Source organism: Pseudomonas sp. TAA207 (assembly GCF_001529285.1).
GTDB classification, from domain to species: domain Bacteria; phylum Pseudomonadota; class Gammaproteobacteria; order Pseudomonadales; family Pseudomonadaceae; genus Aquipseudomonas; species Aquipseudomonas weihenstephanensis.
Genome location: NZ_LLWJ01000069.1, coordinates 151,198 through 170,599, shown reverse-complemented (window position 1 = coordinate 170,599; position 19,402 = coordinate 151,198). Strand labels below are relative to the sequence as shown.

General features: G+C 57.4%; 17 protein-coding genes and 2 tRNA genes. 10 read left to right on the top strand and 9 right to left on the bottom strand.

The genetic code is table 11. The annotated features are described in order from the left end of the window. Positions 1-160: 160 nt before the first annotated feature. The 4 genes from AP059_RS16395 to AP059_RS16380 form a co-directional block, all read right to left on the bottom strand. Complete coding sequence (locus AP059_RS16395; protein WP_082706802.1) at positions 161-1,144, bottom strand: FecR family protein; 984 nt, start codon at positions 1,142-1,144, stop codon at positions 161-163. A 62-nt stretch (positions 1,145-1,206) separates the two neighbouring features. After that, positions 1,207-1,713 carry a sigma-70 family RNA polymerase sigma factor gene (locus AP059_RS16390; RefSeq protein WP_059763485.1) on the bottom strand — a complete coding sequence of 169 codons (507 nt, stop codon included), beginning with the start codon at positions 1,711-1,713 and terminating at the stop codon, positions 1,207-1,209. 192 nt (positions 1,714-1,905) lie between these two features. Further along, positions 1,906-1,992, bottom strand: a tRNA-Leu gene (locus AP059_RS16385). Positions 1,993-2,158: 166 nt separating this feature from the next. Continuing rightward, a tRNA-Leu gene (locus AP059_RS16380) sits at positions 2,159-2,245 on the bottom strand. Positions 2,246-2,469: 224 nt separating this feature from the next. On the opposite strand from AP059_RS16380, the gene rnr reads away from it, so the two are divergent. From rnr to AP059_RS16335, 9 genes are all read left to right on the top strand, one after another. Next, a complete protein-coding gene (rnr, locus tag AP059_RS16375; protein WP_059763482.1) occupies positions 2,470-5,136 on the top strand; it encodes a ribonuclease R in 2,667 nt (888 codons plus the stop codon). Further along, positions 5,133-5,900, top strand: a complete 768-nt coding sequence (rlmB, locus tag AP059_RS16370; RefSeq protein WP_059763479.1) for a 23S rRNA (guanosine(2251)-2'-O)-methyltransferase RlmB — start codon at positions 5,133-5,135, stop codon at positions 5,898-5,900. The genes rnr and rlmB overlap by 4 nt, the downstream gene beginning before the upstream one ends. A gap of 296 nt (positions 5,901-6,196) precedes the next feature. Next, entirely contained in the window at positions 6,197-6,622 is a 426-nt protein-coding gene (rpsF, locus tag AP059_RS16365) for a 30S ribosomal protein S6 (RefSeq protein WP_003439045.1), read from the top strand. A gap of 28 nt (positions 6,623-6,650) precedes the next feature. Then, on the top strand, positions 6,651-6,881 hold the full coding sequence (gene rpsR / locus AP059_RS16360) for a 30S ribosomal protein S18 (protein WP_003171373.1): 231 nt from the start codon (positions 6,651-6,653) through the stop codon (positions 6,879-6,881). Positions 6,882-6,917: 36 nt separating this feature from the next. Further along, positions 6,918-7,814 (top strand): hypothetical protein, encoded by an 897-nt coding sequence (locus AP059_RS16355; protein ID WP_048364433.1) that lies wholly within the window; start codon positions 6,918-6,920, stop codon positions 7,812-7,814. A gap of 19 nt (positions 7,815-7,833) precedes the next feature. After that, the gene (gene rplI / locus AP059_RS16350; protein WP_003439047.1) at positions 7,834-8,280 is read left to right on the top strand and encodes a 50S ribosomal protein L9; all 447 of its coding nucleotides are present in this window, start codon (positions 7,834-7,836) and stop codon (positions 8,278-8,280) included. A 123-nt stretch (positions 8,281-8,403) separates the two neighbouring features. Continuing rightward, a complete protein-coding gene (gene dnaB / locus AP059_RS16345; protein ID WP_048364432.1) occupies positions 8,404-9,798 on the top strand; it encodes a replicative DNA helicase in 1,395 nt (464 codons plus the stop codon). A gap of 251 nt (positions 9,799-10,049) precedes the next feature. Continuing rightward, entirely contained in the window at positions 10,050-11,204 is a 1,155-nt protein-coding gene (locus AP059_RS16340; protein ID WP_256209917.1) for a phytoene/squalene synthase family protein, read from the top strand. A gap of 149 nt (positions 11,205-11,353) precedes the next feature. Then, positions 11,354-13,660 carry a YgiQ family radical SAM protein gene (locus AP059_RS16335; RefSeq protein WP_059763477.1) on the top strand — a complete coding sequence of 769 codons (2,307 nt, stop codon included), beginning with the start codon at positions 11,354-11,356 and terminating at the stop codon, positions 13,658-13,660. A gap of 318 nt (positions 13,661-13,978) precedes the next feature. Here AP059_RS16335 and AP059_RS16330 read toward each other — a convergent pair whose 3' ends face one another. Then, complete coding sequence (locus tag AP059_RS16330) at positions 13,979-14,185, bottom strand: hypothetical protein (protein ID WP_059763474.1); 207 nt, start codon at positions 14,183-14,185, stop codon at positions 13,979-13,981. 337 nt (positions 14,186-14,522) lie between these two features. On the opposite strand from AP059_RS16330, the gene azu reads away from it, so the two are divergent. After that, complete coding sequence (azu, locus tag AP059_RS16325) at positions 14,523-14,969, top strand: azurin (protein WP_059763472.1); 447 nt, start codon at positions 14,523-14,525, stop codon at positions 14,967-14,969. A 66-nt stretch (positions 14,970-15,035) separates the two neighbouring features. On the opposite strand, the gene AP059_RS16320 is transcribed toward azu, so the two are convergent. The 4 genes from AP059_RS16320 to AP059_RS16305 form a co-directional block, all read right to left on the bottom strand. After that, positions 15,036-16,058, bottom strand: coding sequence for a DUF1338 domain-containing protein (locus AP059_RS16320; RefSeq protein ID WP_059763470.1), 1,023 nt, complete (start codon positions 16,056-16,058; stop codon positions 15,036-15,038). Positions 16,059-16,239: 181 nt separating this feature from the next. Then, positions 16,240-17,067, bottom strand: a complete 828-nt coding sequence (gene nadE, locus AP059_RS16315; RefSeq protein ID WP_059763468.1) for an ammonia-dependent NAD(+) synthetase — start codon at positions 17,065-17,067, stop codon at positions 16,240-16,242. A gap of 3 nt (positions 17,068-17,070) precedes the next feature. Further along, positions 17,071-18,285, bottom strand: coding sequence for a nicotinate phosphoribosyltransferase (gene pncB / locus AP059_RS16310; protein WP_059763466.1), 1,215 nt, complete (start codon positions 18,283-18,285; stop codon positions 17,071-17,073). 109 nt (positions 18,286-18,394) lie between these two features. Then, positions 18,395-19,321 (bottom strand): LysR family transcriptional regulator, encoded by a 927-nt coding sequence (locus AP059_RS16305; protein WP_059763464.1) that lies wholly within the window; start codon positions 19,319-19,321, stop codon positions 18,395-18,397. Positions 19,322-19,402: the final 81 nt, after the last annotated feature.

The following is a 19,402-nucleotide window of genomic DNA, read 5'->3' as shown; positions in this document are numbered from 1 at the left end:
GTAGGTAAAGACTCTCGGCGCCAAAGGATTTCCAGAAATAAACGAAAATAATTATCCGCGCATGCAAACCGGGGTCAGTACGAAGCCTGTGGGAGCTGGCGAAAGCTGCGAAGGCTTGCGCTGTAAGCCTTTGTCGCAACCTTCGCCAGCGTCTACTGGGCTAAGGTTTTGCCGAAACGATCAGCGTATAGGGCACGCTGTCTTGCACGCGCCCACCCAGCGGGGCGATGGCGGCCTGCAACGCACGCTTGGGGTCGCGCAGGTTTAACACGGCGGTAATGCGCCGTTGGCCGAGCGCTTTGTCCGTCAGCACAATCAGTCCTGGCTGATAACGCCGTAAGTGCGACACGACGTCGTCCACCGATTGATCAATCGCTACCAATTGCCAGCGGCGCCACGGCGCAATTTGTTCGTCGGGCAATTGAGCCAGGCGGGTGGTTTGATGGGTGGCGCGGTAGCTTAATTGGTCGCCGTGATGCAGCACGTGCTCAGGGCGAGCAGACGAATCCGGGGTTTTGACCACGACGGTGCCGCTTTGGACGCTGACGTCAACGTTGCTGTCATTCAGGCTCACGGCGAATTCAGTCCCTGTGACGCGCACACGCACAGACCCCGCCTTCACGTAAAACGCGCGTGTGGCATCGGGCTTCACCGAGAAAAATGCCTGGCCGCGTAACAGCGTGACCTCCCGTTGCTGCGGGTCAAATTGCACATCGATCAGGCTGTTGCTGTCGAGTTGCACGCGGCTGCCGTCGCTCAAAATAATGTCGCGGTGTTCGGCCATTGGGCTATGCCAGTCGGCGCGCAAAGCTGGCCAGTCCGGTAGCAGCATGAACACGGCGCAGGCGGCGACGGCCGCGCCGATGAGTGAGCGCTTACGGCGGCTAGATCGACGGGGTGCAGGCGCAAGCCTCGGCGCGGGGGGAGCGGCGGGTGCGGGGGTTGGCTCCTGCGCCAAGCTCAGCGCTTCACCGCTCAGGCGCCAGACTTTCAGCGCTTTGCGGTAGGCCGCGTCATGTTGGGGAGCGCTGGCGCGCCAGTCGTTCAGGCGCTGAGTCAGGTCGGGGTCGTCAGGGTGTTGCTGGATCAGCAGCAGCCAGTCGAGCGCGGTTTCCCAGATCGGGTTCGGGTTATCAGGCGCCACGGAACATGCTGCCCGTATCAAAACCGTGAGTGGGCACGAAGCGTGGTGGCAGGTCGAAAAAGTCAGTCATCGCTCAGTTGTTCCGCGCAGTAGGTCAGGGCGTCGCGTACCAATTGGTGGGCCAGGCTGACAGAAATCCCCAGTTGGGCGCCAATTTGCTGAAATGTCAGGCCCTGTAAGCGATGCAGGATGAACGCTTGGCGTGTGCGCTCGGGCAAGCGGGACAGAGCATGTTGCAATTTGCGCAGCTCGTCCACATGCAGCGCTTGCTGCTCGGGTGACGGGGTGTTGGAAATGTGCTCATCCAGCGCGTCTTCACGCGTGGTGTGGCGATTTTCAAGGCTGGTGCGGCGATTGAGGTCAAAGGCCAGGTTGCGCACGATTCGATAGAGGTAGCCAACGGGTTGGGTCAAAGGGTTGGCGTTGTCTGCCCCTTGGTTGAATCGCAGCCAGGCGTCTTGCACCACGTCTTCGGCCTTGGCGCGGCAGCCCACGATAGGGGCGGCGTAGTCCACCAGGGCATGTCGATGCGTGAGGTAGAGTTGAAGCCGTTCGTTGGTGTCGGGCACGGGTTTCCAGGAGTACGCATGAGCGATCTGAAGATGGCCGGATATTAGTGCGATTGAGATGGATTATCAAACACAGTATCGAAGGGCTGATAGAAGGTCTGATAAAAGGCGGGAGGCTGAATGACAGAAACTAAAAAGCCCGCTTTCGCGGGCTTTTTGAGTGGTTTACAGCGTGAAGCTGTAAACCTGAATTGGTGCCCAGAAGAAGACTCGAACTTCCACGACCTTGCGGTCACCAGCACCTGAAGCTGGCGTGTCTACCAATTTCACCATCTGGGCAGTATCAGCAACGTTGCCGCTGTTGATGTGGCGCACTATACGGAGCGCTTTTAAATCTGTAAACCCCCTGTTTTAGTTTTATTAAATCAGGGGCTTAGAATGCAAAAACCCGCTTTCGCGGGTTTTTGTGTGAGGCTGAAGATTGTACTAATCTGCATCTCTAAATTGGTGCCCAGAAGAAGACTCGAACTTCCACGACCTTGCGATCACCAGCACCTGAAGCTGGCGTGTCTACCAATTTCACCATCTGGGCAGCATCTTCAACGTTGCCGTTGTCGATGGCGCGCACTATACGGATGACCCTTTGACCTGTAAAGCGTTGTGAATAAAAATATCCAAAATATTTCGCGAACGGTGGGACAACAGCGGCAAAGCGCGTCAGAAAGGACTATTAAGGCTCTGAGTGAGTCCGAAATTTCCCGTTTCAATACGCGTATGCCAAACTAACCCGCATATAGACAAGGTGAAAACTATCTAATGGCCGATTGGCAGACCCTCGATCCCGAGGCCGCACGTGAAGCGGAAAAATACGAAAACCCTATCCCTAGCCGCGAGCTGATCCTTCAGCATCTGGCCGAGCGTGGCTCGCCAGCCGCTCGCGAGCAGTTGGTAGAAGAGTTTGGTCTTACCACGGAAGACCAGATCGAAGCCCTGCGCCGTCGCTTGCGAGCGATGGAGCGCGATGCACAATTGATTTACACCCGCCGTGGCACTTATGCGCCGGTGGATAAGCTCGACCTGATTCTCGGCCGCATCAGTGGTCACCGTGACGGCTTCGGCTTTCTGATCCCGGATGACGGCAGTGACGACCTGTTCATGAGCCCGTCGCAGATGCGCCTGGTGTTTGATGGTGACCGTGCGCTGGCCCGTGTTTCGGGGCTGGACCGCCGTGGTCGCCGTGAAGGCGTGATTGTCGAAGTGGTATCACGCGCTCACGAAACCATCGTCGGCCGTTACTTCGAAGAAGGCGGCATTGGTTTTGTTGTTGCCGATAACCCGAAAATCCAGCAAGAAGTGTTGGTGACACCCGGCCGCAATGCGGGCGCCAAGATTGGCCAGTTCGTTGAAGTGAAGATTACTCACTGGCCGACGCCGCGCTTCCAGCCGCAAGGTGATGTGCTTGAGGTGGTAGGCAACTACATGGCTCCGGGCATGGAAATCGACATTGCCCTGCGCACGTACGACATTCCGCACGTTTGGCCAGAAGCTGTGGTTAAAGAAGCGCGTCGTCTCAAGCCTGAAGTTGAAGACAAAGACAAAGAGAAGCGCATCGACCTGCGTCATCTGCCGTTCGTCACCATTGACGGCGAAGATGCACGCGACTTCGATGACGCGGTGTTCTGTGAAGCCAAGCCGGGCAAGCTTCGCCTGTTCTCGGGTGGCTGGAAGCTGTACGTGGCCATTGCCGACGTTTCCAGCTACGTGAAAATCGGTTCGGCGCTGGATACTGAAGCGCAGGTACGTGGCAACTCGGTGTACTTCCCTGAGCGCGTGATTCCGATGTTGCCGGAAGAGCTGTCCAACGGCCTGTGTTCCCTGAACCCGAAAGTTGACCGTTTGGCGATGGTATGCGAGATGACCATCTCCAAAACCGGCGAAATGACCGACTACCAGTTCTACGAAGCGGTGATCCATTCGCAGGCACGTCTGACCTACAACAAGGTCAGCACGATGCTTGAGCACGCCAAAACCAACGAAGCCAAACAATTGCGCGCGGAGTACGGTGATGTTGTGCCGCACCTCAAGCAGCTTTATTCGTTGTACAAGGTGTTGCTGGCGGCTCGCCATACCCGTGGTGCGATCGATTTTGAAACGCAGGAAACCCGCATCATCTTCGGGGCAGATCGCAAAATCGCTGAGATTCGCCCAACCACGCGTAACGATGCCCACAAGCTGATCGAAGAGTGCATGCTGGCGGCCAACGTGGCCACGGCTGAATTCCTCAAAAAGCACGAAATCCCTGCGCTGTACCGCGTGCATGATGGCCCTCCGCCAGAGCGTCTGGAAAAACTGCGTGCCTTCCTGGGTGAGCTGGGCTTGACCCTGCACAAAGGCAAGGACGGTCCTTCGCCGAAGGATTATCAAGCGTTGTTGGCCAGCATCAAGGATCGTCCGGACTTCCACCTGATCCAGACCGTGATGCTGCGTTCGTTGAGTCAGGCGGTCTATAGCGCGGACAACCAGGGCCACTTCGGCCTGAATTACGAAGCCTATACCCACTTCACTTCGCCGATCCGTCGCTACCCGGACTTGCTCACGCACCGTGCGATCCGCAGTGTGATCCATTCCAAAATGGACACACCGCACGTACGTCGTGCTGGCGCGATGACCATTCCGAAAGCGCGCATCTATCCGTACGACGAAGCGGCCCTTGAGCAGCTTGGCGAACAGTGCTCGATGAGTGAGCGCCGTGCCGACGAAGCCACGCGTGACGTGACCAACTGGCTTAAGTGCGAGTTCATGAAAGACCGCGTCGGCGAGTCGTTCCCGGGTGTGGTCACTGCCGTGACAGGTTTTGGTCTGTTTGTGGAATTGACCGACATCTACGTCGAAGGTCTGGTGCATGTCACGGCCTTGCCGGGCGATTACTACCACTTCGACCCTGTGCATCACCGCTTGGCGGGCGAGCGCACCGGTCGCAGCTTCCGCTTGGGCGATACCGTCGAAGTGCGGGTGATGCGCGTTGATCTTGACGAGCGCAAAATCGACTTCGAGATGGCTGAGAAAACCCTCAGTGCGCCAATCGGTCGTAAAAACCGTGGCACTGAAAAGCCTGCTGCCAAAACCGGCAAGCCAGCTGGCAAGCCGAGTGGCTACGACACAGACAAGCCTGCTGAATCGGCAAAGGCGCCTCGTCGGGCACCCGCCAAAACCAGCAAAAATACCGATGATGCCTATCGCCCTGGCGATGCAGCGGCCAAAAATGCCGAGCTGCGCAAGAGTCGTGAATTGAAACAGGCGTTGCTGGCCGAATCGAAAAGCGGCGGTCGGACATCGGCGCCGGGAAAGTCGGGGAGGGCAGCACCCGCTAAAGACGCGGGCAAGCCTTCCAAGCCGAGCAAACATCGTAAAGGCCCGCCAAAATCGGGCGCAGCGCCTGCCGCCAAAAGCGGCGGGTCGCGCAAACCTAAGGCTAAGTCATGAGTCAGTTGGAAAAAATCTACGGCATTCACGCTGTAGAAGCGTTGCTTCGTCATCACCCCAAGCGCGTCAAGCAGGTGTGGCTGGCCGAGGGTCGTAGCGATCCTCGCGTACAGACCCTGATTACGCTGGCCGATGAAAGCCGGGTGCCGGTGGGTAACGCCGAACGTCGTGAAATGGACGTTTGGGTTGAAGGCGTGCACCAAGGTGTTGTGGCGGACGTAAGCCCCAGCCAGGTGTGGGGCGAGGCGATGCTCAATGAATTGCTCGACCGTACCGAAGGCGCACCGCTGATTTTGGTGCTGGACGGCGTGACCGACCCGCACAACCTGGGTGCTTGCTTGCGTACGGCAGATGCTGCCGGTGCGCTGGCGGTCATCGTGCCGAAAGACAAGTCCGCAACATTGACCCCGACTGTGCGAAAAGTGGCATGCGGCGCGGCTGAAGTTATCCCGTTGGTGGCTGTCACTAACCTCGCGGCCACACTGAAAAAGCTTCAGCAGCGCGGGCTGTGGATCGTTGGTACAGCTGGCGAGGCCGAGCAAGAGCTGTATGAGCAAGACATGACCGGCCCGACCATTCTGATCATGGGTGCAGAAGGCAAAGGCATGCGTCGCCTGACCCGCGAGCATTGCGACTACCTGGTGCGCCTGCCGATGGCTGGCAGTGTCAGCAGCCTGAACGTTTCGGTAGCGACGGGTGTTTGCCTGTTCGAAGCCCTGCGTCAGCGCAGCGTCAAAGCCAAGTCCCCTGCCAAGAAGAAATAATTTGTAGCCGCTGCCGAAGGCTGCGATAAGGCCGCAGGCCTTCAAGCTTGAGTCGACAAGCCGAGTGCTTCGCGCTCGATCGCAGCCTGCGGCAGCGGCTACAGGTCACCGTACGGCAAGATTGTTCAAATAATCACCAATTGCCTTGCGCCTCTCTTGTGCCTTCTCTACAATTGCGCCCCTTGCCGTCATGGCGGGCGCATATGTGCCTCTCTAGGCAAGACACACAAGTGTCATTCACTCCTTGTCTGACCGCTTTTTAGTTAGCGGCAGGCTACAACCCGTAAGGAGCATTCATGCGTCATTACGAAATCATCTTTTTGGTCCACCCGGATCAAAGCGAACAAGTCGGCGGCATGGTAGAGCGTTACACCAAGCTGATCGAAGAAGACGGCGGCAAAATCCACCGTCTGGAAGATTGGGGCCGTCGTCAACTGGCCTACGCAATCAACAATGTTCACAAGGCTCACTACGTGATGCTGAACGTTGAGTGCACTGGCAAGGCTTTGGCTGAGCTGGAAGACAACTTCCGTTACAACGATGCTGTGATCCGTAACCTGGTCATCCGTCGCGACGAAGCCGTAACTGGCCAGTCCGAGATGCTCAAGGCTGAAGAGAACCGCAGTGAGCGCCGTGAGCGTCGTGACCGTCCTGAGCATTCTGACAGCGCCGATGGCGATGACAGCGATAACAGCGACGCCAGCGATAACGCTGACGAGTAATCCACGGACCTTTTGAGGAGCCAATTACATGGCACGTTTCTTCCGTCGTCGTAAATTCTGCCGCTTCACAGCAGAAGAAGTGAAAGAGATCGATTACAAAGATCTCAACACTCTGAAAGCTTACGTATCCGAGACCGGCAAAATTGTTCCAAGCCGCATCACCGGTACTAAAGCTCGTTATCAGCGTCAGCTGGCCACCGCTATCAAGCGCGCCCGCTTCCTGGCCCTGCTGGCCTACACCGACAGCCACGGCCGCTGAGACCGGGCAGTCGACACGTAGTAAAGGATTGAAAGCATGCGCGCCTTAGCTGAGTTCATCATGCGAGGCCGTGTGCAGGCCACGTTAGTCGTGGCCGGATGTGCGGCATTGCCGTTTTTGTTCTGGTTGAGTGCTGCTGCAGGAAGCCTTGTGCTCCTGCGGCGCGGTCCGAGAGATGCCTTGAGCATCCTCTCATGGGCGTTACTGCCGGCCTTGGTCTGGTGGTTTATCGGAGAACCTCGCACCTTGATGGTGTTGTTGGGGACTCTGGGGCTGGCGTTGTTTTTGCGCGCCGGTCAGCCCTGGCATCGCGTGCTGCTGGTCAGCGTGGCATTGGGTGGTGTGTATGGCGTTATCCTGGGCACGGTTTTCCGCGAACCCATTGGTGCGATGGCGCAGGAGTTGGAAAAACTTCTGCCGCAGGTCCTCAATGGTCTCTACGACACGTTATCTGACGTAGAGCGAGCGCGCCTTGGAGCACTGATTGCACCCGTCCTGACCGGTTTGATTGCAGCTTTGATGCAGGTCGTCAGCGTGCTGAGCCTGATGCTTGGGCGTTATTGGCAAGCGTTGTTGTATAACCCGGGCGGTTTTGCCAGCGAATTTCGCAGCATCCGCCTACCGCTGGGTCCAGCGTTACTGTTGCTGGCGTGCATGCTTGTCGGACCGAACTTCGGTCCGCAAATGGCCATGCTTACGCCGTTGTGCAGCGTAGCGTTGTTCTTCGCCGGGCTGGCCCTGATTCATGGGCTGGTGGCGCAAAAGCGACTGGGCAAGTTTTGGCTGGTGGGGTTGTACGTCACGCTGTTGCTGTTCATGCAGCTGATCTATCCGTTGCTCGTGGTTTTGGCCATTGTCGACAGCCTGATTGATTTTCGCGGACGTTTGGCGCCGAAAGACGTCGATAAAGACTCTGCGAACGGTGAAGGTTAAAAGTTAAGAGGATTTTCACATGCAACTGATCCTTCTGGAAAAAGTCGCGAACCTGGGCAACCTGGGCGACAAAGTAAATGTTAAGGCCGGTTACGGTCGTAACTACCTGCTGCCATACGGCAAAGCTACCGCTGCAACCGCTGCCAACCTGGCTGCGTTTGAAGAGCGTCGTGCTGAGCTGGAACAAGCAGCAGCAGACAAGAAAGCTTCGGCTGAAACACGCGCTGCCCAACTGGCTGAGCTGGAAGTGACTATCACTGCCACTGCCGGTGACGAAGGCAAGCTGTTCGGTTCGATCGGCACTCACGACATCGCTGATGCACTGACCGCCTCTGGCGTTGAAGTTGCAAAAAGCGAAGTTCGTCTGCCGAACGGCACTATCCGCAACGTTGGCGAATTCGACGTGGCTGTGCACCTGCACGCCGAAGTTGAAGCAACCGTACGCGTTGTTGTGGTAGCTGCTTAAGCAGTCTTAACTGACTGGCACCTTGTGTGTCAGACGGTTAACATCGGGCACGATCCTGTTTACAGGTCGTGCCCTTTGTCTTTCTACAGACGTTGATTTTCACCCCCCAAATTACACGTGGCCATGAACGATATCTCCGCTCCTGAGCAATACGACCTGCAAACCGCATCCTTGAAGGTGCCACCGCATTCCATCGAGGCCGAACAGGCCGTGCTCGGTGGTTTGATGCTGGACAACAACGCCTGGGAACGCGTGCTGGATCAGGTGTCGGACGGTGACTTTTATCGACATGACCACCGCCTGATCTTCCGGGCCATCGCCAAACTGGCGGACCAGAACTCGCCGATCGACGTCGTGACCCTTGCCGAGCAATTGGACAAGGAAGGTCAGACCTCGCAAGTCGGTGGGCTGGGTTACCTGGGCGAGCTGGCAAAAAACACGCCGTCGGTCGCCAACATCAAGGCCTACGCGCAGATCGTCCGCCAGCGGGCGACCTTGCGGCAGTTGATCGGCATCAGTACCGAGATCGCCGACAGCGCTTTCAACCCTGAAGGCCGCAGTGCCGAAGAAATCCTTGATGAGGCCGAGCGCCAGATCTTTGCCATTGCCGAGGCCCGGCCAAAAACCGGCGGCCCGGTCAGTGTCAACGATCTGTTGACCAAGGCCATCGACCGTATCGACACCTTGTTCAACACCGACAACGCCATTACCGGCTTGTCCACCGGTTACACCGATCTTGATGGCATGACCAGTGGCTTGCAGCCGTCGGACTTGATCATCGTGGCGGGCCGTCCGTCGATGGGTAAAACTACTTTTGCGATGAACCTGGTCGAAAACGCGGTATTGCGCAGCGAAAAAGCGGTACTGGTTTACTCGCTTGAGATGCCAGGTGAGTCGCTGATCATGCGTATGCTGTCGTCCCTGGGGCGTATTGACCAGACCAAGGTCCGTGCGGGTCGTCTTGAGGACGATGATTGGCCGCGCCTGACCTCGGCGGTCAATCTGCTCAACGACCGCAAGCTGTTTATTGATGACACGGCGGGCATCAGTCCCTCGGAAATGCGTGCGCGTACCCGCCGCCTGGTGCGTGAACATGGCGACATCGGCCTGATCATGATCGACTACCTGCAATTGATGCAGATTCCGGGTTCGGGCGGTGATAACCGAACCAATGAAATTTCCGAGATTTCGCGATCGCTCAAGGCGCTGGCCAAAGAATTCAACTGCCCGGTTGTGGCGTTGTCACAGCTCAACCGCTCCCTGGAGCAGCGCCCCAACAAGCGCCCGATCAACTCCGACTTGCGTGAATCCGGCGCCATCGAGCAGGATGCCGACGTCATCATGTTCGTGTACCGCGACGAGGTGTACCACCCCGAGACCGAGCACAAAGGCATTGCCGAAATCATCATCGGCAAGCAGCGTAACGGGCCGATTGGCACCACGCGGCTGGCGTTTATCGGCAAGTACACGCGCTTCGAAAACCTTGCGCCAGGCAGTTACAACTTCGACGATGACTAATCGGTAGTGGCGCAGGCGTTGGGCATGTGGGTAAAGCCTGCTGCCCGCGCTTCTCATCACCTCTTCCTGCATCCTCCCTCGTCTTGACCTCAACCGCTCATCGGCACTGTCACAATTGACAGTTTTGTCGTGCTGCTTGGTGCGCAAATATTGCCCATCGATGCTCGCCGTCGCGAAGGTGCCCGGTCGAGCGGCGTTTGCTTGTGCATGCTTAACCCATCCCGCGTAACGAGCGACAGGGGATCAAGCCAGTGCGTAACGTCCCAAGAGACCTGCGTGACCCACAAGATGTCGCCACGCCTCATCCCGACCCACTGGGTTATCAGGCCCGGATCCTGTCGCGGGTTTCACGCACCTTTGCGTTGACTATCCCGCAGTTGCCCGCCGAGCTGGCAACGGTGGTCACGCATGCCTATTTACTGCTTCGTCTGGCCGACACCATAGAAGATGAGCCTGCGCTGACTGCGCAGCAAATTCGGGTTTATGAGGACGCATTTCTTGAGGTTGTGGCTGGGCGAGCGGATGCCCGGCGCTTCAGCGATCAAGTGTGCGCATTGCTGACGGGGCAAACCCAAGACGCCGAGCGCGAGTTAATGCAGCACTTGCCGTGGGTGATGCAGGTTCACAGCCTGCTGACGCCTGTGCAGCGTGCGGCCCTGCTCAATTGCCTGGCGGTCATGACGCGAGGCATGTCCGAGTTTCGGCAAGGTTTGGGGCTTCAGGGGTTGGCAACGTTCCATGACCTTGATCGCCTGTGCTATTGCGTCTCGGGGGTTGTGGGCGAAATGTTGACCGAGTTTTTTATCGAGGCCGTCCCGTCTCTTGAAGCGCGCAGAGCCACGTTGCATCGCCTGTCGATTTCGTTCGGTGCGGCCCTGCAGTTGACCAATATCCTCAAGGATCAATGGGAGGACCGTGAGCGCGGCATTTGCTGGCTGCCTCGTGAACTTTTCAGGGCGTATGGCGTGCATTTACACGCGCTCGATCCGGGGCATGCAGCCCCCAATCATGCCTGCGCGCTGTCAGTGCTGATCGGCACGGCTCACGCGCATTTGCATCTGGCCCTCCAATACGCCCTGCTGATTCCGGTAGAGCAGAAGGGGATACGTCGATTCATTCTGTGGACCCTGGGTCTGTGCTTGTTAACCTTGCGCAAAATGCACAACACGCCGGGTTTTAGGTCGCAGCAGCAGGTGAAAATCACCCATGCCGATGTCGCACTGATCATGTATTCGGTCACCGGCGTGCAGCGATGGGACTGGGGTGTCCAGGCGCTTTTCAACACAGCGTCGCGCGGGTTGCCGTTTACACCCTTGGCGCCTGAGTGGGAGGCCGCCGCCTGGCACGCACTTCCGTGGCCGCGCCACTCCATTTCATTTCTGGATCACCTGCCTTTAAGGTTTTGACTTCTGCCTTGTATAAGGTCGGCATGCACCTCGTCGATAAAGCCAAGCGCTTTAGTCGGAATTGATCATTTTTTGTGCTATATTCCGCGCCCGCGAATTTCTCAGTAAATGTCGCGCCCCTCTTTATGCACTCAACACCGGTCATCGACATGCAAGCAGCCAAGCCTCTATTTGACTATCCGAAGTACTGGGCCGAATGTTTCGGGCCAGCGCCATTCCTGCCGATGAGCAGGGAGGAGATGGATCAGCTTGGCTGGGATTCATGCGACATCATCATCGTCACCGGTGATGCGTACGTCGACCACCCTTCGTTCGGCATGGCCATCATTGGCCGCTTGCTGGAATCTCAGGGCTTTCGTGTGGGCATCATTGCGCAGCCGAACTGGCAGTCCAAAGACGACTTCATGAAGCTGGGTGAGCCGAACCTGTTTTTCGGCGTCGCCGCCGGCAACATGGACTCGATGATCAACCGCTACACGGCTGATAAAAAGATCCGTTCCGATGACGCCTACACCCCCGGTGGCATGGCAGGCAAACGTCCGGATCGCGCCAGCCTGGTTTACAGCCAGCGTTGTAAAGAAGCCTACAAGAATGTGCCGATTGTATTGGGTGGCATTGAGGCCTCTCTGCGTCGCATCGCACATTACGACTACTGGCAAGACCGTGTGCGTAACTCGATCCTGATCGACGCCTGCGCCGACATCTTGTTGTACGGCAACGCCGAGCGCGCAATTGTCGAAGTGGCTCAGCGCTTGTCCTACGGCCACAAAATCGAAGACATCACCGATGTGCGCGGTACTGCGTTCATTCGTCGTGATACGCCAAAAGACTGGTATGAAGTCGACTCCACGCGTATCGACCGTCCGGGCAAGATCGACAAGATCATCAACCCGTACGTGAACACCCAGGACACTCAAGCCTGCGCCATCGAGCAAGAAAAAGGCCCGGTTGAAGACCCGAACGAAGCACAGGTTGTACAAATTCTGGCCAGCCCGCGCATGACCCGCGACAAGACGGTCATCCGTCTGCCGTCGGTTGAAAAAGTGCGTGGCGACTCTGTTCTGTATGCCCACGCCAACCGCGTGCTTCACCTCGAAACCAACCCGGGCAACGCCCGTGCGCTGGTACAGAAGCATGGCGAAGTCGACGTGTGGTTCAACCCGCCGCCGATCCCGATGACCACCGAAGAAATGGACTACGTGTTCGGCATGCCGTACGCACGTGTCCCGCACCCTGCGTACGGCAAGGAAAAAATCCCTGCCTACGACATGATCCGCTTCTCGGTGAATATCATGCGTGGCTGCTTCGGCGGCTGCACCTTCTGCTCCATCACTGAGCACGAAGGCCGCATCATTCAGAACCGTTCTGAAGAGTCGATCATTCGCGAGATTGAAGAGATCCGCGACAAGGTGCCAGGTTTCACCGGCGTCATTTCCGACCTCGGCGGCCCGACCGCGAACATGTACCGCATCGCCTGCAAAACGCCGGAAATCGAATCCGCGTGCCGCAAGCCATCCTGCGTGTTCCCCGGCATTTGCCCGAACCTGAACACCGACCACTCGTCGCTGATTCAGCTGTATCGCAGCGCCCGTGCGTTGCCGGGTGTGAAGAAGATCCTGATCGCTTCCGGCCTGCGTTACGACCTCGCGGTCGAGTCGCCGGAATACGTCAAAGAGCTGGTGACGCACCACGTTGGTGGTTACCTTAAGATCGCCCCGGAACACACCGAGGAAGGTCCGCTCAACCAAATGATGAAGCCGGGCATTGGCAGCTATGACAAGTTCAAGCGCATGTTCGAGAAGTACACCAAGGAAGCGGGCAAAGAGCAGTACCTGATCCCGTACTTCATCGCCGCTCACCCCGGCACCAAAGACGAAGACATGATGAACCTGGCGCTGTGGCTCAAGGGCAACGGTTTCCGGGCTGACCAGGTGCAAGCGTTCTACCCCTCGCCAATGGCCACGGCCACGGCGATGTACCACTCGGGCAAGAACCCGCTGCGCAAGGTCACGTACAAGAGCGACTCGGTCACCATCGTCAAGAGCGAAGAACAGCGCCGTTTGCATAAAGCGTTCTTGCGCTACCACGATCCCAAAGGCTGGCCGATGCTGCGCGAAGCGCTGACGCGTATGGGCCGCGCCGATTTGATCGGTTCGGGCAAAGACCAGTTGATCCCGTTGCATCAACCTGCGACGGATAGCTACCAAAGTGCCCGTCGTAAAAACTCGACCCCTGCTGGCAGCCACAAAGTCGCCGGGGAAAAGACGACCAAGATCCTCACTCAGCACACCGGCCTGCCGCCGCGCGCCAGTGATGGCGGCAACCCGTGGGACAAGCGCGAGCAAGCCAAAGCGGCGGCCTTTGCGCGTAACAAGCAGGCGGCCAAAGAGCGTCATGAAGCGGCCAAGGGTGGCAAAAGCCAACGTCCGGCCCGCAAGCCCGTCGTGCCTCGCTAAACAAGCGTGTAGTCGCTGCCACAGGCGGCGATCGAGCCTGAAGGGGTCGCGCCTTTGGACTTTATCGCAGCCTGCGCCGGCAACTACGGGTTCGAGTGCGCCACAACGCCAGCCATCGAGCTGGCGTTGTGCTTTCTGCGCGCTGAGAAGCCTGCCACGGGTTTGTAGGCTTTATGCTGAGGCTTCGTCAGGTAATGAGTATCAAAGCGTCTGAGGGCGTTACGAGGCGGTCAGGTTAACTGCGAGGATCAACAGCTGAGCTGCTGATCCTGATCACAGATCCTGTGGGCCGGGTTGTGGATAACCGGGCCGAGGGTGTTACGCGTTGGGTGCTTTGTCTTCTTCTACAGCGCCAGTCTCTTGCGCGGCAACTTCGCCTTCTGTGGCGGGTGTCTCGACGTCCTGTTCCAGGTCTACGGTGCCACCTTCAGCGGCAGCCTTCTTGCGCTGAAGCTTTTCTTCTTTCTTCTGCTCTTTAGCCAAGTCTCTTTGACGCTTTGCGAAGTTGTAGTTTGGTTTGGCCATGGGCGATCCTCTTGTGCTCGAAGGTGTGGTGAGCGAAGGGTATTCTGCCCTGTATTAGTGCTTAGCCGTTAGCTGGGTTTTTGCAAGGTTGTTTATCGCGTGATAAATCAGTTCCGACAGTTCGTAAAAAATCTGTAGGAAACGGCTTGTTAAGCAGGGTACTTATTCTCCAAAAATCAAAAACATGGCCTAAGGTTATAAGCCCGCAGTTCGTCTAGCAGGCTATTACACCCGATTAACGTGCTTGGTCATGACCCAGGTCATTGGAATTGAGACGATTTTCGGGCAACCTGTATACAAATTGTGGAATTTTTATACCCTGCCTTGGAGATACACCATGTTTGCCAAAGTTGTTGCGGTATCCCTTTTGACCCTGGCCAGCGGCCATTTGCTGGCGGCTGAATGCAGCGTGACAGTCGATTCGACTGATCAAATGTCGTACAACACCAAAGAAATCACCATCGACAAGTCCTGCAAAACCTTCACGGTAAACCTGACTCACTCCGGCAGCCTGCCAAAAAATGTCATGGGTCATAACTGGGTCCTGAGCACTAAAGCAGACATGCAGGGCGTCACCAATGACGGCATGGCCGCCGGTCTGGACAAAAACTACCTGAAAGATGGCGACACGCGCATCATCGCTCACACCAAGATCATCGGTGCCGGCGAGAAAGATTCTGTGACCTTCGACGTTTCCAAGCTCAAAGCGGGTGAAGAGTACGAATTCTTCTGCACCTTCCCGGGCCACAACTCGATGATGAAAGGTGCTGTGGTTCTGAAATAAGAACGCAGACGCTTTCAAATACAGCCCTGACGCGCTTCATGCCGTCAGGGCTGTTTACGTTCAGGCTCAGGTTTTTGAGGCGGTCATCTTGAAAATCCCCTGAGCGTTGCTGCTGTCGAAATTCAGGTCCAGGCGCCCGGTGTCTGGATCCACCTTGCGTTGGATGAACTCAACAAATGACCCGGGCACTTGATGCTCGCAGTAGTGGCCGCTGGCATCGACCAGACCACGGGTCACCGCGCACGCGCGATAGGCGGTTTGCATGACTCGACCTGTGGCCGAGACTTCGATGCTGTCTTTCATGGGCCGCTGCAAAGCGCGCTGTTGTGCGACGGTGGTTTCCAAATCCGCTACCCGATCAGTCAGATGGTTGAAGCGGTTGCCTTCAGTTGCAATCCACGCCATCTCCGCACTTTCATCCAGCAGGCAGCGATAGTCAGTTTCGAGCACGGCGCCATGCTGGCGGTCGAAGGCGCGGTACAACCCCGGCAACAGGGCTTGAGCCTCAGGCAGGCTGCAATGGCGGGTCAGTTGCAGGCGCTTAAGGATGCTGACGTGTTCAGCGCCCAATGGATCTCGACTGCTGCTGACGACGCGGGTCACGGCGCTTTGGAAGGTTTCACTGAACCGCCCCGGGTGTAACTCCGACACAAAAAACTGTGCGATGTCTTCGGGCAAGTCCATTTGCCGGTAGCCCCAGCCAGTCATGTTCAGTTTGGTCAGCGGGTACGTTCGCACATCGTTAAAGCCCAACGGCTCCAGCAAGCGTGCAAATGCCTGACGGCCACGGGGCAGTTCACCATTGTGCGGCCAGTCCACGGTACGCAGCGCCCCATGATCGAACACCACCTTGCGTCCACCTCGCGCCTGTTCTTCCACATAGCGATAGCCATCGGGCACGGCATTGACCAGCGTGTGCAGAAGACACAGGTTCAGCGCTTCGGCGAGCCAGACGCGGTGCAACGCCTGTTCATGCCAGCTGAAGCGCAGCAGGGCTTCAGGCACCTCGACATGCTCGCGCAGCCAGTGGGCGGCAGACGAGTCGAGCGTGGATTCGACAAGCGAAAAAAGACCATCGAAAGAAGACATGGCGGGCAGGGCTCTGGCGACGAAACAGGCGTCTATCAAAGCTGTAGACGGGGTAGGCCACAAGCGAAAAAAAACGCTGGGGTCATTCCGTTTTTTCTGGCTGGCGTGCGCAAGGTCCAAAGCCCCTCACCCCCGTTCCTTTTCGCAGAGTTTGGGGGGAGGGCAAAGGTTGAGCGCGGTCTCAAGGCGCGAACGGCATCTCACGCTTGTGATGGGTTTTTTCGTACGTGCTGCAAATGATGTTGAACGCCTCTTCGCTTACCGGTTCGCCCTGCAAAAAGGCATCAATCTCGGCATAGGTGACGCCGTGGGACGCTTCGTCGGGCTTGCCCGGTTCCAGGTCTTCGAGGTCGGCCGTCGGGACTTTCTCCACCAGCGACTCGGGCGCACCAAAATGCCGTGCAATCGCCCGCACCTGATGTTTCACCAGCCCGCTCAGCGGCGCCAAATCACACGAGCCGTCACCAAACTTGGTGAAAAACCCCATCACCGCTTCTGCCGCATGGTCAGTGCCGATCACCAGCCCGCCCGTTGCACCGGCGATGGTGTATTGCGCCACCATGCGCATCCGCGCTTTGGTATTGCCCAGCACGAAGTCCACAGTGGCCGGTGGCTTGCCTTCAAACGAGGCCACTTCAGCTGCCAGCGCTTTGACCGCAGGCCCAATGTTTACCGTTTGGCGTTCATCGGGGTTGATGAAGTCCACCGCTGCGGTCGCGTCGATTTCGTCGTGCTGCACGCCATAGGGCAGGCGCACCGCAATAAAGCGATAGGCCGGATCGCCGGTCTGCTCGCGCAGTTGCTTGACCGCACGTTGTGCCATCAGGCCTGCGGTCAGTGAGTCGACACCGCCGCTGATGCCCAGTACCAGCGTCTTGAGCCTGGCGTTGTGCAGGCAGCACTGAATAAAGGTAATGCGACGTGCGACTTCAGCTTCAAGGGCAGCAGTGTCTTTAAACGGCGGCTGGACCTTGAGGTCTTGTGCAATTTGGCGCTGTACGGCCTGCATGGTTCACTCCTTGGGAGAATGTTCAGGAACTTGGAAAACATGGCGCAGATAGGCGGCGAAGTTGGGGTCGGAACAGTGGGTCTTGCCCGGCTCATCCGAAATTTTCGCCACAGGTGAGCCGTTGCAGCCGGTCATTTTAAGGACGATGCTCATCGGCTCAACCCCCGGAATGTCGCAGGTCAGGTTGGTGCCGATACCGAAACTGACGTTGATCCTGCCGCGCAACGTGCGGAATATTTCCAGTGAGCGGGGCAGGGTCAGGCTGTCGGAAAACACCAGCGTCTTGCTCATTGGGTCTATGCCCAGCGCGTGGTAATGCGCGATGCATTTTTCGGCCCACACCACGGGGTCACCCGAGTCATGGCGCAAGCCGTCAAACAGCTTGGCAAAGTAAAGATCGAAATCCTTGAGGAAGGCATCGGTGGTGATGCAGTCCGTCAGTGCAATCCCCAGCAGGCCCCGGTATTCACGCACCCAGCAATCGAGCGCCGCACTTTGACTGTCGATCAGCCGTGGCCCCAGTTGCTGATGGGCCATGATCCATTCGTGGGCCATTGTGCCCAGGGGCTTCATGTCCAGTTCGCGGGACAAGTTGACGTTGCTGGTGCCCACAAAACGACCGGGGAAGTCATGCTTGAGCACGCTGACCACTTCTTCCTGCACGCGGTACGAAAACCGGCGACGTGTACCGAAGTCGGCCACTTGTAAACCGGCCAGTTCATCGGCGCTGGCATTGGCTTGCAGCCAGTCAAACTTGCGATAGAGCTGCTCACGGGCTTGCGACAGAACCGTATCGGCATAGCGTGAGCGGTTGCGCACTTCGCTGACGATCGCCAGTAATGGCACCTCAAACAGAATCACATGCAGCCACGGGCCACGCAGGCGGATAAACAGCTCGCCGTTTTCGATTCCGGTGTGGACATAGCGCAAGTTAAAGCGAAACAGGCCCAGGAAGCGTATGAAGTCAGGCTTCATAAACGTAATCCGTTCCAGAAAACCCAGTTGGTCCTGGCTCATGCTCAAGTCAGCCAAACGCTCGATCTGATGACGGATTTCGCTCAAGTAGGGGCGTAAGTCTTCGCTGTTACGGCAGCGAAACTCCCATTCAACTTCCACGTTGGGGTAGTTGTGCAGCACCGCCTGCATCATGGTCAATTTGTAGAAGTCGGTGTCGAGCAGGTTCTGCACGATGCGATCGGCAAACACACTCTCGCTCATAACGCGAATCTCCATGCTGGCCGTGCCTGATTGCCACGGCTTTCAGCTCTTTCAATGAATGACGCTAGTGGCGCATATCCGTGGGCGGTTGTGCCAGCGGTTTTTACGTTTAGAGCGACTCGCCCTCGACAGCCGCAGACGGCGGGGTGGCCCTTTGCTCCATCATCCAGCTGACGAACGCCTGCACTTTGGGCACGCTCGCAGAATGCTCGGGGTAGGCCAGGTAATACGCATCGTGACTGGGCATGGCGTACGGCCAGGCGATTACCAATTTGCCATCTGCTAATTCCTCTTCGACCAAAAACCGTGGCAGCAAGGCCACCCCGCAGCCGACCTGAGCTGCACGAATGCACATATAAAAGGTGTCAAAGCGCGGGCCGTGGTAGCTGTGGTCCGTGCGGTAGCCCTGATGTTCAAACCATTCATGCCACGCTTGTGGGCGTGAAGCGTTTTGCAGCAGTACCAAATCGGTCAATTGCGTGGGATCGGTGAACGCAGTGCCGGGCAAGCTTGAGGGCGCACACACGGCCACCAACTCTTCTTCCAACACTTTCAGGCACTCACTGCCGGGGCGTGAGCCTTGGCCGAAGTAAAACGCCAGATCGCTGTGCCCTTGCAACAAATCGTCTGCCTGCTGTTCGTTGCACACATCCAGATGAATCTGCGGGTGCCGTAGCCGCCAACCTTTAAGCCGTGGCACAAGCCAGCGTGCGCCGAAGGTTGAGGGGGTGGAGACGCGCAACACTTCAGTTTCGCCGCCGTAGGAGCGCAGTGTGTGGGTCGACATTTCGACTTGGGTCAGGATTTTTCGGACTTCTACCAAATACAAATCACCGGCAGGCGTCAGTTGCAGACGACGCCGTACCCGCCGGAACAGCAAATGCTGGAGCAATTCTTCGAGCTGTGCGACCTGTTTACTGACCGCACTTTGGGTCAAGTTCAACTCCTGCGCCGCGCGGGTAAAACTCAGATGGCGAGTCACGGCTTCAAAACACTGCAAGGCAGTGATCGACGGCAGGTAGCGTTTATTGAGCATGAGCAGCCTCGTATTTTTGTTGTAAGCCAACGTTACCAGCGCAGCATGAATTTTCGGAATGATATCTCGCTTAAAGGTCGT